This is a genomic window from Flavobacterium kingsejongi (assembly GCF_003076475.1).
GTDB classification, from domain to species: domain Bacteria; phylum Bacteroidota; class Bacteroidia; order Flavobacteriales; family Flavobacteriaceae; genus Flavobacterium; species Flavobacterium kingsejongi.
In genome coordinates this window covers 2,814,786-2,829,503 of sequence record NZ_CP020919.1, presented here as the reverse complement: position 1 = coordinate 2,829,503, position 14,718 = coordinate 2,814,786, and the positions used below count along the sequence as shown (strand labels likewise).

The 14,718-nt window shown below is 37.5% G+C and carries 18 protein-coding genes and 2 pseudogenes; 18 read left to right on the top strand and 2 right to left on the bottom strand.

Annotated elements, in window-relative coordinates:
- Positions 1 to 71 precede the first annotated feature (71 nt).
- The 7 genes from FK004_RS12565 to FK004_RS12530 all read left to right on the top strand — a co-directional run bounded on the left by FK004_RS12565 (position 72) and on the right by FK004_RS12530 (position 4,638).
- Complete coding sequence (locus tag FK004_RS12565) at positions 72 to 1,442, top strand: leucine-rich repeat domain-containing protein (protein ID WP_157956100.1); 1,371 nt, start codon at positions 72 to 74, stop codon at positions 1,440 to 1,442.
- Positions 1,442 to 1,741, top strand: a complete 300-nt coding sequence (locus tag FK004_RS12560) for a hypothetical protein (protein WP_108737563.1) — start codon at positions 1,442 to 1,444, stop codon at positions 1,739 to 1,741. The genes FK004_RS12565 and FK004_RS12560 overlap by 1 nt, the downstream gene beginning before the upstream one ends.
- A gap of 5 nt (positions 1,742 to 1,746) precedes the next feature.
- Positions 1,747 to 2,316, top strand: coding sequence for a hypothetical protein (locus FK004_RS12555; protein ID WP_108737562.1), 570 nt, complete (start codon positions 1,747 to 1,749; stop codon positions 2,314 to 2,316).
- A complete protein-coding gene (locus tag FK004_RS12550) occupies positions 2,317 to 2,625 on the top strand; it encodes an HNH endonuclease (RefSeq protein WP_108737561.1) in 309 nt (102 codons plus the stop codon).
- The gene (locus tag FK004_RS12545; RefSeq protein WP_108737560.1) at positions 2,622 to 3,542 is read left to right on the top strand and encodes a DUF1376 domain-containing protein; all 921 of its coding nucleotides are present in this window, start codon (positions 2,622 to 2,624) and stop codon (positions 3,540 to 3,542) included. The genes FK004_RS12550 and FK004_RS12545 overlap by 4 nt, the downstream gene beginning before the upstream one ends.
- Positions 3,543 to 3,738: 196 nt before the next feature.
- On the top strand, positions 3,739 to 4,206 hold the full coding sequence (locus FK004_RS12540; RefSeq protein WP_157956099.1) for a hypothetical protein: 468 nt from the start codon (positions 3,739 to 3,741) through the stop codon (positions 4,204 to 4,206).
- 183 nt (positions 4,207 to 4,389) lie between these two features.
- Entirely contained in the window at positions 4,390 to 4,638 is a 249-nt protein-coding gene (locus tag FK004_RS12530) for a hypothetical protein (protein WP_108737557.1), read from the top strand.
- 33 nt (positions 4,639 to 4,671) lie between these two features.
- On the opposite strand, the pseudogene FK004_RS12525 reads toward FK004_RS12530, so the two are convergent.
- A pseudogene (locus FK004_RS12525) lies at positions 4,672 to 5,379 on the bottom strand (IS256 family transposase); the annotation flags it as partial.
- A gap of 182 nt (positions 5,380 to 5,561) precedes the next feature.
- Between FK004_RS12525 and istA the strand changes: the two are divergent.
- Together istA and istB are read left to right on the top strand one after the other, a co-directional pair.
- Positions 5,562 to 7,109: an IS21 family transposase gene (istA, locus tag FK004_RS12520; protein WP_108735486.1), complete on the top strand. Its 1,548-nt coding sequence runs from the start codon at positions 5,562 to 5,564 to the stop codon at positions 7,107 to 7,109.
- A gap of 16 nt (positions 7,110 to 7,125) precedes the next feature.
- Positions 7,126 to 7,863 carry an IS21-like element helper ATPase IstB gene (gene istB / locus FK004_RS12515; protein ID WP_056251131.1) on the top strand — a complete coding sequence of 246 codons (738 nt, stop codon included), beginning with the start codon at positions 7,126 to 7,128 and terminating at the stop codon, positions 7,861 to 7,863.
- A 160-nt stretch (positions 7,864 to 8,023) separates the two neighbouring features.
- On the opposite strand, the pseudogene FK004_RS12510 reads toward istB, so the two are convergent.
- Positions 8,024 to 8,530: pseudogene (locus tag FK004_RS12510) on the bottom strand (transposase); the annotation flags it as partial.
- Between the two features lie 636 nt (positions 8,531 to 9,166).
- Between FK004_RS12510 and FK004_RS12495 the strand changes: the two are divergent.
- The 9 genes from FK004_RS12495 (at position 9,167) to FK004_RS12450 (ending at position 14,715) form a co-directional block, all read left to right on the top strand.
- Positions 9,167 to 9,712 carry an SPFH domain-containing protein gene (locus tag FK004_RS12495; protein ID WP_108737552.1) on the top strand — a complete coding sequence of 182 codons (546 nt, stop codon included), beginning with the start codon at positions 9,167 to 9,169 and terminating at the stop codon, positions 9,710 to 9,712.
- A 150-nt stretch (positions 9,713 to 9,862) separates the two neighbouring features.
- Positions 9,863 to 10,534 carry a glycosyltransferase family protein gene (locus FK004_RS12490; protein ID WP_157956098.1) on the top strand — a complete coding sequence of 224 codons (672 nt, stop codon included), beginning with the start codon at positions 9,863 to 9,865 and terminating at the stop codon, positions 10,532 to 10,534.
- Positions 10,494 to 10,739, top strand: coding sequence for a glycosyltransferase (locus FK004_RS19700; protein WP_108737550.1), 246 nt, complete (start codon positions 10,494 to 10,496; stop codon positions 10,737 to 10,739). Before FK004_RS12490 ends, FK004_RS19700 begins: the two co-directional genes overlap by 41 nt.
- 4 nt (positions 10,740 to 10,743) lie before the next feature.
- Entirely contained in the window at positions 10,744 to 11,073 is a 330-nt protein-coding gene (locus FK004_RS12480; RefSeq protein WP_108737549.1) for a hypothetical protein, read from the top strand.
- Between the two features lie 2 nt (positions 11,074 to 11,075).
- Positions 11,076 to 11,543 (top strand): sigma-70 RNA polymerase sigma factor region 4 domain-containing protein, encoded by a 468-nt coding sequence (locus tag FK004_RS12475; protein ID WP_108737548.1) that lies wholly within the window; start codon positions 11,076 to 11,078, stop codon positions 11,541 to 11,543.
- Positions 11,498 to 11,818, top strand: coding sequence for a hypothetical protein (locus tag FK004_RS12470; RefSeq protein WP_157956097.1), 321 nt, complete (start codon positions 11,498 to 11,500; stop codon positions 11,816 to 11,818). Before FK004_RS12475 ends, FK004_RS12470 begins: the two co-directional genes overlap by 46 nt.
- A gap of 195 nt (positions 11,819 to 12,013) precedes the next feature.
- Positions 12,014 to 12,547, top strand: a complete 534-nt coding sequence (locus FK004_RS12460; RefSeq protein ID WP_108737545.1) for a terminase small subunit — start codon at positions 12,014 to 12,016, stop codon at positions 12,545 to 12,547.
- The gene (locus FK004_RS12455) at positions 12,534 to 14,024 is read left to right on the top strand and encodes a terminase large subunit domain-containing protein (RefSeq protein ID WP_108737544.1); all 1,491 of its coding nucleotides are present in this window, start codon (positions 12,534 to 12,536) and stop codon (positions 14,022 to 14,024) included. The genes FK004_RS12460 and FK004_RS12455 overlap by 14 nt, the downstream gene beginning before the upstream one ends.
- A 31-nt stretch (positions 14,025 to 14,055) precedes the next feature.
- Positions 14,056 to 14,715 (top strand): hypothetical protein, encoded by a 660-nt coding sequence (locus FK004_RS12450; protein WP_108737543.1) that lies wholly within the window; start codon positions 14,056 to 14,058, stop codon positions 14,713 to 14,715.
- The last annotated feature ends 3 nt before the right edge of the window (positions 14,716 to 14,718 follow it).

The window sequence follows — 14,718 nt, the reverse complement described above, 5'->3', positions numbered from 1 at the left end:
GGGGATATTGAATGGTTCCCTAAGTCTAAATATGAATTTGAACCTGAAAAAGAGGAACTACACGCGCCCCTTTGGCTATTACAATAAAAATTTCCAGAAACAAAATTTTAAAAATATATAAAATGAAAAATCTAAAAGAAATATTACTTAAATCAAACATTGAATTCACTGAAACTCCGCAAGGCTTGACCGTTGGTGGATCTCTTGACCTGCGCGGAACCCAAATCACCTCATTGCCGGAAGGCTTGACTGTTGGTAGAGATCTTGACCTGAGCAGAACCCAAATCACCGTGTTACCGCAAGGCTTGACCGTTGGTGGATCTCTTGACCTGAGCAGAACCCAAATCACCGTGTTACCGGAAGGCTTGACCGTTGGTGGATATCTTGACCTGCTCGGAACCCAAATCACCTCATTGCCGGAAGGCTTGACTGTTGGTAGAGATCTTGACCTGAGCAGAACCCAAATCACCGTGTTACCGCAAGGCTTGACCGTTGGTGGATCTCTTGACCTGAGCAGAACCCAAATCACCTCATTGCCGGAAGGCTTGACCGTTGGTGGATATCTTGACCTGCGCGGAACCCAAATCACGGTGTTACCGCAAGGCTTGACCGTTGGTGGATCTCTTGACCTGCGCGAAACCCAAATCACGGTGTTACCGCAAGGCTTGACTGTTGGTGGATATCTTTACCTGCTCGGAACCCAAATCACCTCATTGCCGGAAGGCTTGACCGTTGGTGGATATCTTGACCTGAGCGGAACCCAAATCACCGTGTTACCGCAAGGCTTGACCGTTGGTGGATCTCTTTACCTGAGCAGAACCCAAATCACCTCATTGCCGGAAGGCTTGACCGTTGGTGGATATCTTGACCTGAGCGGAACCCAAATCACCGTGTTACCGCAAGGCTTGACCGTTGGTGGATCTCTTGACCTGCGCGAAACCCAAATCACGGTGTTACCGCAAGGCTTGACCGTTGGTGGATATCTTGACCTGAGCGGAACCCAAATCACCGTGTTACCGCAAGGCTTGACCGTTGGTGGATCTCTTGACCTGAGCAGAACCCAAATCACCTCATTGCCGGAAGGCTTGACTGTTAGTGGATCTCTTTACCTGAGCGGAACCCAAATCACCTCATTGCCGGAAGGCTTGACCGTTGGTGGATCTCTTGACCTGCTCGGAACCCAAATCACGGTGTTACCGGAAGGCTTGACTAAAGATGTAAAAGTACGTATCGAAAATAAAAGTAAATGGTCCTTAATAGTTGGAAAGAATACTATAAAAATAGGTTGTGAAGAAAGGTCTGTTACTAGTTGGAAAGAATTTTTCGATAAAAAAGAATTCATAAGTACTAATCCAAAAGAGTATCCAGGCGACTACGAATTGATTGTAAATGATTTTCATAATGCAGTTAAAAAGCAAAAGCTTTTTTTTAGAAAAAAGTAATGAATACATATTCAACCTCAAAAGGCGAACGATTTTTACAAACGCAAATCGATCGAAAAATTAGGGAAGCAAAATCCCAGACCTTGCAAAATCAAATTGAGAATTACGGATATAATTTCTGTGAACAATGTGGTCATAATGGATCAGGTACACGATTGGATTGCTCTCACGAAATGTCAGTCAAAAGAGCAAAGGAAGAGGGTAAAACCGAACAGGCATGGAATGTAAAAAACATAGTCATAAGGTGCAGAAAATGCCATCAAAAACATGACAAACTTAATGTTCAATTCAAACAATAAATTTTATGAAAATAGTAGAAAATTATCGTCCAAAAAGAATCGATTTCACAGTTGAATTAGAAACTAACTGCGCGGTGCCCGTTGATTTAGGAGCATTCAAGAAGCCAGAAGATGCCCAAAAGTTTATAAATGACAATTTCGTTGCCGTCCCAAAAAAAATCGAAACAAACCGATTTATGGACGATTACGAAAAAGAGATTGTCAGAAGTAGATACGTGAATGAACTTGAAAACGAATTACCTGTTTATAAGCAAAAGTTAAAAGCCGCTTTACTTGAATTGGAAAAAGTAAAAGAGATTGAAAAAAAGGCAAGTGAAACGGTAAAAGCATGTATGAATAAAATTGAAATGCTGAGCAAAGAGGTAAAACAAGGTATTGCCGAGATAAACCTTGATCAGGCATTTACCTGGGAGATCGCATACAGTGGCAACTACTATTATTTTACTTACATGGATTGTAGACTGCAGTTAGCAAAGGTTGCACAGGTTCCGGATCATCAGCTTAGCGATATTTTTAACGCGACTGAAAAGAATAAGATATTCTTTAACTCGATCAAAAAAGCATCAAACACATAAATGGGTAGACTTAATCACAAAAGAGGCCAGCCATCAAATTACAGGCAATCGATAAAAAGCAATCCATACTGGGATGAGGTTAAAAAACGTATTCGTTTACGTGACGATTTCAAGTGTGTAGAATGTGGATCGACTATACGATTAGAAACCCATCATATATCATATTATGTGAACGGACAATCAATTGTAGGGCATGAATTAGATCATCTGAATTGGCTGGTCACACTTTGTGAAACCTGTCACGATAAATCCCATAGTGATGAAAACCATAAATACAATCCAAAGAATTCTAATAAGACAAAACGATGAAAGATCCGGCATTTTTATTTTACACAAAAGACTTCCAGAGTGGTACCCAGGATATGTCATGTGATGAGGTCGGAGCATATTTGAGACTTCTAATGTATCAGCATCAACATGGAAACATCCCCGTGGACAAAGAAAGGCTGATGCGAATTACGAGCATTTTCACCATTGAAAAATTCGATATGGTTTGGGAAATGGTCGGAAATAAATTTAACCAAATAGGCAACCATTTGGTTAACAACAGGCTTGATAAAGAGATTAACCAAAGATCAATCAACAAGCCTAAAAAAACAGCAGCGGCATCACTGGCCGGTTTAATTTCCAGCTCCAAATTATCGAAAGATGACCAGGTAAGGATAAAAAGAAACTTCAAAATGGATCTTTTTATTTACGAAAATGATGTTTTGATTACGGATGAAACCCTAATAAAAACAAGGGTTAGGGAATGGTTTAATACTCAATTAAACAACCAAAAAGAAACGGTTAACCAAATGGTTAACAATTATGCAAATGGAGATGGAGATGTAAATGAAAATGTAAGTGTAAATAAAGAAAAAGAGGGTACGGGAGAAAAAATAAAAAAATCGATTGTCAAAACAAGTGAAATCGTTTTCCCATTTGAAACTGAATTATTCAAAACCCAATGGCAGCTATGGAAAGCTTACAAGGCGAAAGAATTCGGTTTCAAATACAAATCAGAATCAAGCGAACAGGCCGGGCTTTCTGAATTGAATAATTTATCCGGATCTGATGAAAAAAAAGCAATTGCAATTATTCATCAGTCTTTGGCTAAAGGGTGGAAAGGTTTTTTTGAATTAAAAAATAATCAAAATGAAAGATCAAATTCATACACAGGACAACTCAAAACAGTTAGTGACAGTTTCGCGAGAAAAATTGCTGAAGGTTTACAATCCGAATAACTGCCTGAAGCATTCAGCAAAATTAAAAACTATACAGGATGTGATTAAAACCGAGACCCCTTCCATTTCATTTTTAAAAAAATCGAATGGTGAAAATTTCGCGAGCACATTTTTGATGGTTTGGATTCTATACCTCAACGAAACCCTGGACTTAAAGCGCCCTTTGTCCGAAAGCCAAATTGAAATGTTATCCGGAATGATCATTTCCGATTATCCGATGCTTACGGTTGCAGATATCACTTTCATTTTCAAAAAGGCAATTACGGGAAAGTATGGGGAATTTTACGAAAGTTTGAGTATACCGAAAATTATGAAATGGTTTGCTGATTATTTCGAAGAGCGATGTGAGATAGCCGAAATGATTTCGCAGCAAGAACATTCGAAAAGTAAGGAACCTTTATCTGCAAAATGGAATAATGAAGTTGTTAAAGAAATGTTCAAAGGAGTTTCAGAAACTATTTCTGAACGCCCCCCGCTGCCAACGCTTCCCGAAATTCTTCAGAGTTCAGAAAAATACCAGGAGATGCTTAAAGAAAGTTGTAAAAACCTCAGCGTTGATCAGCTTGAAAAAATAATTTCAAAGTGGAAAAAATATCCAAACAAAGAAGTTTATCAAAAAATATTAGAAAAAGAACTAAAGAGCCGTGAAAAACAAAATCCTTAAAATAGTCAATGCAAAACATCGAGAAAGTGACGGTAAGTGCGGCACCTACTTGCATGAATTTGCAAATCTATTGGGACAGTCAATGGCCGAAGTAAACGAGATATTTAGCGAAATGTATAACGATGAAGAAATTGATATCCGTATCGGGATCAATGGATACATGATATTTAAATTAAAAAAAACATGAATAAATTAATTGGTAAAATAGAATTGATTCAAACTGAAAATACAAACGGTAACGACAAAAAAGTTATCACACTAAGAAATAAAAAAGAAGTGTGTTTTGTTCAATTTCAGGGTTACTATGTTAACAAATTGCAAGGATTCAATATGGACGATAATGTTGTAATTGAAATAAAATACCGAGGCAAAATATCAAAGCAAGGTATCAGGCATAACAACATTGTTGGACTTAACATTGAACGGGTATGAGAGAGACTGGTCGAAATTTTGTGTAAACAGTTCTTAGTGTTTAATATTACACCTTTCTCCAAATATGACCAAGAACTGATTCATGATTAATCCCCAGCTTGGTATTGCATTTATCCAGCTTTTTTCACAATTTTGTATTGCTAAATAGACTGATTTCTTGACGCTTTTTTCATCTGGGAACTGCACTTTTGTTTTGGTATATTTTCTAATTCCCCTGTTTAAGTTTTCTATTGTATTTGTGGTGTACATTATTTTCCTGATTTCAGCAGGATAGGCCAAAAAAGGCATGAGATTTTCCCAATTCTTTTCCCAGGAGCAAACGGCATATTTATATTTTGCTTCCCAGTTTTTTTTAAATTCAGCCAGAGCTAAAACGGCTTCTTCCTGATTTATTGCAGTATATACTTCTTTCATTGCACTGCAAAATGCTTTTCTATCCTTAACTACTACAAACTTAAGGCTATTCCTTATTTGATGAACAATGCAAAGCTGGGATTCTGTATTTGGAAAAACACCTCTGATAGCTTTTGTAAATCCGGTAAGGTTATCTGTACAGGCAATGAGAATATCCTTTACTCCACGAGATTTTATGTCAGAGAGTACAGTCATCCAAAATGAAGCCGACTCTTCTTTATTTAGCCACATTCCTAATACTTCTTTCTTACCATCTGTTTTTAGTCCGATTACAATGTAAATTGCATGGTTTTCATATTTCCCATCTGTTCTTACTTTCATATGCACAGTGGAAAAACCGGTCAATTTGACCACCTAATTCCGGAGTAAATTGACCACCCGTTCCGGAGCAAACTGACCACCTAATTCCGGAGCAAATTGACCACCAAGTTTTGTGGTGAATTAAGTATTAAAAACTATTGATTTTTTCATGTTGTTAGAACCATACATTCGTTAAAAATTTACGGATTATGGCAAACAAAATAACAGACATGAGTAAAATTAGAAAAGTAATTAAATTCTATTGTAATGGAAAGAGTAAGTTATTTATAAGTAGCTACTTATCCCTTTCAAGAAATACGGTAAAGAAATATATTTCTTTATTTGAAGTTCTCGAATTAAGCTTTGAATTAATCGACCAAAAAACCGATGCAGAGCTGGAACTTTTATTCTCCCAGACTAGTGTAGAGGCCATTAGCCCGAGATTACAGACACTTTATGATTTTTTTCCTAAAATGGAACGTGAACTAAAAAAAGTTGGCGTTACCGTACAGCATATGTGGGAACAATATATTGCTGTAAATCCTGATGGTTATCGAACTTCACAATTTCATTATCATTACAATATATGGGGCAAACGAGTTAATCCGGTCATGCATATGAACCATAAGGCTGGTGATAAAATGTATGTTGATTATGCCGGAAAGACACTCTCAATTATTGATATAGATACTGGAGAAGTCAAAGAAGTACAATTTTTTGTAGCAATATTGGGCGCTAGCCAATACACGTATGCTGAAGCTTCCATGAGCCAGCAAAAGGAAAACTTTGTTGACTCGGTAGAAAATGCCATGCGCTTTTTTGAAGGCACTCCTGCCGCCATTGTTCCAGATAATTTAAAATCTGCCGTAATAAAAAGCAGTCGTTTTGAACCGACAATCAATGAAACCCTGGCTGATTTAGCAGAACATTACGAAACCACAATTTTACCTGCCAGAGCTTACAGGCCCAGAGACAAGTCACTAGTTGAAGGAGCTGTTAAGATATTATATCGAAGGATTTATGTAACCATAAAAGAAACTAAGTTCTTTTCTCTGGAAGAATTAAACCAGCAGATCTGGGATTTACTTGACTCTCACAATAACAGAAAACTGACAGGACGCCCTTATTCCCGCTTTGAATTATTTTTAGAAGACGAGAAAGAAAAACTGCGTCCACTCCCACAAGATCGTTTTGAAATTAAATACCAGTCTTTTGCAACAGTAATGCAAAACGGTCATGTTCAATTAAGCCAGGACAAAAACTATTACAGCGTTCCGTATCAATATGTAAAGAAGAAAGCCAAGCTGTTATATACCAAATCAACAGTAGAGATTTATTATAAATACAATCGAATAGCTGTACATCCAAGAAACTACAAACCTTATGTCTATACAACAACTCCTGAGCATTTAGCCAGTACACATCAATTTGTAGCCCAATGGAGTGCTGCCCGCTTCATTGAATGGGCTAATAATATTGATGAGTCAGTAGGAGAATATATAATGCAGATAATCGAAAGCAGAAATCATCCAGAACAGGCTTATAAAAGCTGTTTAGGAATACTGAATTTTGAAAAAAAGGTAGGCAGACAGCGATTAATAAATGCCTGCAGGCGGGCACTTGATTTTAAAATTTACAATTTTAAGACCATACAAAACATTTTAGAAAACAACTTGGATCATATTGATTTTGATCAAGAACCTGAGCAGGAACTTCCCGATCACAGTAACATAAGAGGAAAACACTATTATAACTAAATTAAATCTTGAAAAAATGAATGAATCCACAGTAACCAAAATGAAACAAATGAAGCTTTATGGCATGTTTAATGCTTTTAAAACAGCCATTGAAAGCGGGAAAACAGATCATTATACCCTTGACCAGTTTGTATCGATGATTATTGATGCAGAATGGGATGAAAGGTACAATCGTCGTATTGAACGAAGTATCACTAATGCCAAATTCCATTACAAATCAAATATTGAAAGTATCAATTTTGATGTATCACGTAACCTGGACCGAAACATGGTACTGCGTCTGGCAGAATGCGAATTTATAGAGAAAAACGAAAACATTTTAATCACTGGAAGCACCGGTGTCGGTAAAAGTTATTTAGGTACTGCATTAGGTTATCAAGCCTGTATACAGGGTTTTAAGGTAAGTTATTTTAATACCTCAAAATTGTTCGCTAGACTAAAAATGGCTAAAGCAGATGGTACTTATCTACGGGAACTTACCAAAATACAAAGACAGGATGTTATAATACTTGATGATTTTGGACTCCAGGCACTTGACAGCCATAACCGAATTACTCTTTTAGAGATCATAGAGGACAGGCATAATAACGGCTCTATAATCGTGACATCACAAATACCAGTTCAAGGCTGGTATGATATAATTGGAGAAAAAACGATAGCCGATGCAATATTAGACAGACTTATACACCAATCTCATAGGCTTGAATTACATGGAGAATCCATGAGAAAGAAAAGAGGAATAAACAAAGAGTGATATTTTATTATATTTGAATACTAATTAACAGATGAAAAAATATAGTTTTTAATCAAAACGGAGGTGCTCACTTTGCACCGGAATTAGGTGGTCATTTTGAACTGGAATCAGGTGCTCACTTTAAAACGGAATGGGGTGATCAATATAACCGGAATTTGCACACAGCATCCATCCAAACAATCAGATACTGTGGTTCTAAAGCCCTTTTAGTCCATAAATCAACATCAGCCAGTATTCTATCAGAGATGGTCGAAATCGTGGACTCACTTACTGATATCCCATAAACTTCTTTAACTTGTTCTACAATATCACTACGGGTCATTCCACGACTGTACATTCCTAAAATAGCATCTTCAATCTTTTCACTCATCGATTGGCCTTTTCCGATGACCTGAGGCTCGAATTCACCATTTCTATCCCGGGGAATAGCCAGGACCATATTGCCCAAAGTCTCTGATTTTATATTCTTTGAGAAAGAACCATTACGGCTATTGCCTGTATTGTATCCGTCAATATTATGCTTCTCATATCCCAGATGAGCATCCAATTCTCCCTGGAGTAGCTGTTCAATGCCTTGTTTATACAGGTCTTGAAAAAAAGTATGGAAGTCTTCTTTGTTTTTAAATTGCTTTGCAAAATCTTTGGGTAATTTACCATCTTCGATCATAATCCGCTCTTTTTAAATTATTTAAATGTAGTTCTTTTAAATTCTATACTTAATGATCTGTTGTTTTTTGGCTAAGCCTTAAAATCTCAAATCAAATTAAAATCAATTTCTACGTTTACACAATCTAACGACTACTCCCGTATGAGAATTATAATAGCCTGTGAGGAAAGCCAGGAAGTATGTAAGGCCTTCCGTGCTAAAGGTCATGAGGCTTTTAGTTGCGATATACAGGAATGCTCAGGTGGTCATCCAGAATGGCACCTTAAAGGGTCTGTTTGGGATTTCATAGGAATGGGTTGGGATATGATGATATGCTTTCCACCATGTACATACCTAACAGCAGCAGCTAATCGTCATTTCATTAATAATCCTGACAGATGGAACTAAAATATATAGAGAAGTTGATTGCAATTCATGTAAGAAGATTATTGCAGAAATGGGTAACATATTTTATTTAGATATGGAAACCCGAGAGGAAGCATACGAAAAACAAAAAAAAGAGTTAGTACGGCTGGATAGGATAAAAAGGCGATGTGAATGCGGTGGACATTTTAAAGATAGAGTAAATAAAAATACAGGTGAAAAGTTTTTTGGTTGCAACAGGTATCCTAAATGTAAAAAAACAAAGAGTAAGTTATGAATCAAATAAAAGAATTTTTCGAATATATTTTCAACTCTATCAAGATATGGATTATTGTTCAACCCTGGGAACAGGGCATCCGGGTACGGAGAGGTAAGCAGATAAAAAAATTAAACGGTGGAATCTATTTCAGGATACCCTACTTAGATTCTGTGTACATCCAAGAAACAAGGCTAAGGGTAATTACCCTAAATATTCAAACGTTAATGAGCAAGGATACCAAAACCATTACTATAAATAGTAGTCTCGGTTATTCTATTACTAACCTTGAACTGTTGTACAGAACTTTATTCCATCCGGAGGCAACTATTTCAAACATGGCCATGAGTGAAATCAGCGACTTTATTTTTAAAAATAATTTAGAGAACATTAATCCGGCAAAAATAGAAAAATCGGTACTTGATAAGCTAAATGCGGAAAATTACGGGTTAAAGTTTGAATATTTCCGGCTCACTAATTTTGCCGTTGTAAAAACATTCAGGCTTATTCAAGATAACCAAACATGGGTAGATAATGGATTGGATATGAACAATAAAAAGTAAAAAATATCCTCATGATAATTGAAAGCACAATGAAATTCAATTATTATTAGTATATTTGTTTTGTAAAAATCATACTTTATTTAGATAATTCTTCAAAAGACCTAATTTCTTTTAGGCACGATATTTCTCAGCGTTAACGGTTATTTTCAGATGGCGAAAGTTATTATCTGGATGTCGTATTTAAATGATATCGGTGGCATTGAAACGTTCGTTTATAATTTCTGTAAACGCATGTCGAAACACTATAAAATCACTTTGCTTTTTGGCGGTGGTGATCCCTCGCGTTTGATGGCTATTTCCCAATATGCTGATGTATTGAAATACACCGGACAGGAGTTTTCATGTGATACTTTTATTTGGGCTTCTGCCTGGGGAACAAATCCGGAAGCCACTATCAAAGCGAATCGATATATCCAAATGATTCATGCCGATTACGAATGTATCAAGGGATGGAACTTCAAATACAAAAAACCTAATAAATGTACTCATCACGTTGCTGTTGGTAAGCACGTAGGCGCACAGTTCGAAAAAGTGACCAGCAATACCATCGATCAAGTGATTTATAATTTGGTTGACGATGAGGTCAACCATTTGGTTAAGCACAAAAATGATGATCTGAAACTTATTACAGTTTCTCGCATCAGTCCTGAAAAAGGTTTTTCCAGAATGATTACAATGTTGACCAAGCTAAATGAGGGTAATGTAAAATACACATGGGATATCTACGGTAACACCTCATCCGATTATGCCCAAGGAATAGTAAGTAAGCTATCCCGTTTCGATGGGGTTAAATTCCACGGGGTTCTCCTACTCTATCTATGAAGCATTGCAACTGTTAACCCCGGTAATCGTTACGGACTTCCCAAGCGCCCACGAGCAAGTGATCCACGAACAGACTGGATACATTTTAGATTTCAACCTCAGCAATTTAAACGTCGAAACATTATATAAAAAAATACCAGTCATCGAATTTTTCAATGAGCTTTCAAACGAAAATGACTGGGTAAGAATAATAACTAATAATTAATAACATGAAAAAAGTATTCAAATTAAAAGCAGAACGGGATTTCTTCGATGTCGAACAGGATCGAAAGATCCTACGAGGTGAAGAGTTCGAAGTCAGTGAGGAACGCGGTAAGGTTATTATGGGTCATCAGGATAAATTGGTTTCAATTATATCTATTACGGATGTTGATGAGGTAACACCGACAAAGGAACTATCAGACATCAATGTAAATGATCCTGAGATATTGATCCTGACACCTACACCGGAGCTATCGGAAGAACAGAAAGCAGATCAGGAAGCGACACCTGCACCAGTTTCAAAGAGAAGATACACACCAAGAAAACCAAAAAAATAAATATGCTTCCTGAATTAGTGAAACGTGATAGTGTTTGGCGTAGAATGGCCTTTCAGATTTGCAAAAGCAAAGACACTGCTGACGATCTGGTTCAGGAAATGTATCTGTACTTCTCAGACAAAGAAAAGACGGTAACCGATTGGTACATATTCAAGACCATGAAAGATATATTCCTGCACCAGGTCAATAAGTCCAAACGGCATATTAGTATTGGTGACTTTCAGATAATCGATGATTGCTCAGACTATGATGTAAAAAGAGATACTGTATGTGAAATAGTAATCGAAGAGATTAAAAACCTACCATTCTACGAAAGGGAGTTACTGAATATTACAATGGAAATGTCACAGCGGGCATTGAGCAAGGAAACGGGGATTTCTTTGAAGTCAATAAATAAAACAATCGTATCAACAAAAAAAAAGGTATGGAAAATAGCGATTCAAAAAGCCGGGGAATCGGGGATGTTATAGCGAACGTTACAACAGCCATAGGTATAAAACCATGTGAAGGCTGTAAGAAGAGGCAGGAAGCGATGAACAGCATGTTCCCGTTTAAAGGCAAGCTGACAGAGGTGGAAGCGGAAATCTTAAAACCAATATTGGATAAGATGACATTAACCGCATCAGATCAGGAAATGATAATAAAATCTTACTGTAAGGTTTACCAGGTAAAAAATTTTAATCCATGTACAAGCTGCCCTGGGGTTTGGAAAGGAATTATTAAAAAACTTAAAAAATCGATTTAAAATGAAAAATCAAGTAGATCACCAACCAGACAAAGAACAAATGTTCACCACAAAACAATTAGTTGCATTCGGAAACTTTCTTTTATCCAGAGAAAGGAAACGATCATTCCAGGACCCAAGTAACAAAGATAAGGTAAGGAAGGAATGCAACTATGTTAACGATACTGATTTAGCTAATTGGAAAAACAAAGTATCATGATTCAATGCCTCACGATAAAACAGGAGAATTATTGCCAGGCTTACGTTAGGTTGGGGAATAAGTCCGTGGCTTATCGTGAGGCTTATTCTGCCTCTAAAATGAAACCCGAGACAGTAAACAGGGCAGCATTCGAATTACACGAAAACCCCAATATAACGGCAAGGATAAAAGAAATACAGCACGATCTGTACAAGCGAAATCAGATGTCTATTGATGAATGCATTTCCATCCTTTCGGACATCGCACGATTTGATATAGTTGATATCTATGATGAAAGCGGAAACCTAAAGAAAATACAGGAAATACCAAAGAGCGCCCGTAATAGTATCGAACAGATCGAATCATTCGAAGAGTTCGAAGGCCGGGGAATTGAACGTAAGTCCACGGGTATCAATAGAAAAATAAAAACCTCAGACAAACAGGCGGCTATCGATAAGCTGATACGCTACATGGGAGGCTACAACAAAGACAACGAGCAAAAGCAAACAAACATAACGTTATTCGAAATACCGAAGAATGGAAGAGATTAATATCATCAGGCCGCAACCCGGTTATCAAATGCTCGCACTTTCATCGCCTGCCGATATCGTGATTGGTGGTGGTGCTGCAGGATCCGGAAAAACCTTTTGCTTATTAATTGACCCATTAAGAGACGTAAAAAACAAAGATTTCAACGGGGTAATATTCCGGAGGCTTACTACCCAGATTAAAGCAGCAGGGGGGCTATGGGATGAATCTAATAAATTGTACAACTTGGCTGGCGGTGTATCAAATAGTACGGACCTATTCTGGAAATTCGAATCCGGTGCTAAAATAAAGTTTTCGCATTTAGAACACGAGAAGAATGTAATTAGTTGGCAAGGTGCGCAAATCCCGTTTATCGGGTTTGACGAGTTAACACACTTCTCTAAATCAACGTTCTTTTATCTTCTATCACGTAATAGATCAGTATCAGGTGTGAAGCCCTACATACGAGCCACATGCAACCCTGATCCAGACAGTTGGGTATATGAACTGATATCCTGGTGGATCGACGATGAGGGCTATCCAATCAAAGCGAGACAGGGAGTCATAAGGTATTTCGTTAAGGACGGTGAAAATATGATATGGGCGGATAGTGTAGTTGAATGCATAAAGAAAGCTTGGTACTTTATCGGGCCATTATCTGAACGGGCCAATGTGGACCCAAAGCATTTTGTCAAGTCCATTACATTCATAGGCGGGTCCATATACGAAAATAAGAAACTGCTTGATGTGAACCCGGACTACCTGGCCAATCTTGCAGCACAAGATGAGAACTCACGTAAACAACTAATGGACGGTAACTGGAAAGCAGCTATCAATCCAAGTGATGTTTACGACTATGCCATGTTCAGGGACTACTTTACCAATGACTTTGTCAAGCCGGGAACTAAATGCATTACCGTCGATGTGGCAATGATGGGAAGTAATAAATTAGTCATATCATATTTCGACGGCAACCGATGGGAAGATATAAAAATTATTGATAAGTCATCAGGTAAGGATGTGACCGATACTATTAAGCTAATGCAAACCAGACACTCAGTACCCAATTCAAAAGTCACTTATGACGCTAATGGTGTGGGAGCATTTATCGGAGGTAGTGAAAATTCATTCATCCCAAATTCAGTCCCATTTGACAATAACTCAAAAGCTTTGAAGAATCCCAATAAGGGCGATAAGCGAAACTTTAAAAATCTAAAGGCACAATGTTATTACCTCGATGGCGAAATCATCGAACAGTACATATCTGAACGTGTGGCCATGACCATGTACGATGATAAGATGACCGTACGCCAACGTTTAGAATTCGAACGTAAAGCGATTAAGAAAAAAAAGAAGATCGATGAGGAACCAGAAGGTTTGATATCTAAAGACGAAATGAAACAAAAATACCTGAGCGGGGATTCTCCCGATTTGCTCGATGGGCTTATGATGAAAAGAATATTTGACCTAAAGAAGATCGGGTTACCCGTCATCGGATAGGGAACAAAACGATATAAAATGATTATACAGTATGAAACTAATTATTCCACAGGATTTAAAGGATATCAAACTCAGGCAAATTATTGAGTGGGCAGCAGAACCGAATAAGGATAACAACAAACTGATATCTATATTTTGTAACATATCAATTGATGCAGTAAAGTACATCCCTTTGAATGACCATACCGAAATATCGGAGCTTATTAGTAACGTTCTTAAAATGGAGCCTGAATTCCACAAGACGTTTAAACACAAAGGAGTTGAATTCGGATTCATGCCAAACATGGAAAAAATGTCAGCGGGTGAATACATTGATCTTGAATCATACATTCATACATCAGACACCTGGCATAATGCAATGGCGGTAATGTACCGGCCAGTAGTAAAGATAAAACGGAATTGGTTACGCAGAAAAGGCAATCACCTATACAGCATAGAACAATACCAAGGATCGGAGAATTACAGTAAAATACTAATGGATTCACCGGCCGAATATTTCTTAGGTGCGCAGCTTTTTTTTTACAATTTAAGCAACGAATTACTGCTACTTACTCTCGAATCTTCCCAAGGGATGATGTCGAAGGAGACAGCCCAAATTATAGCGCTGAATCGAATTTCAATGCTGAATGGGGGTGGTATCAAAGCATTTATGCAGCTGGGAATGGAGACCCTTTACAATTCAAAAAAGTAGTCA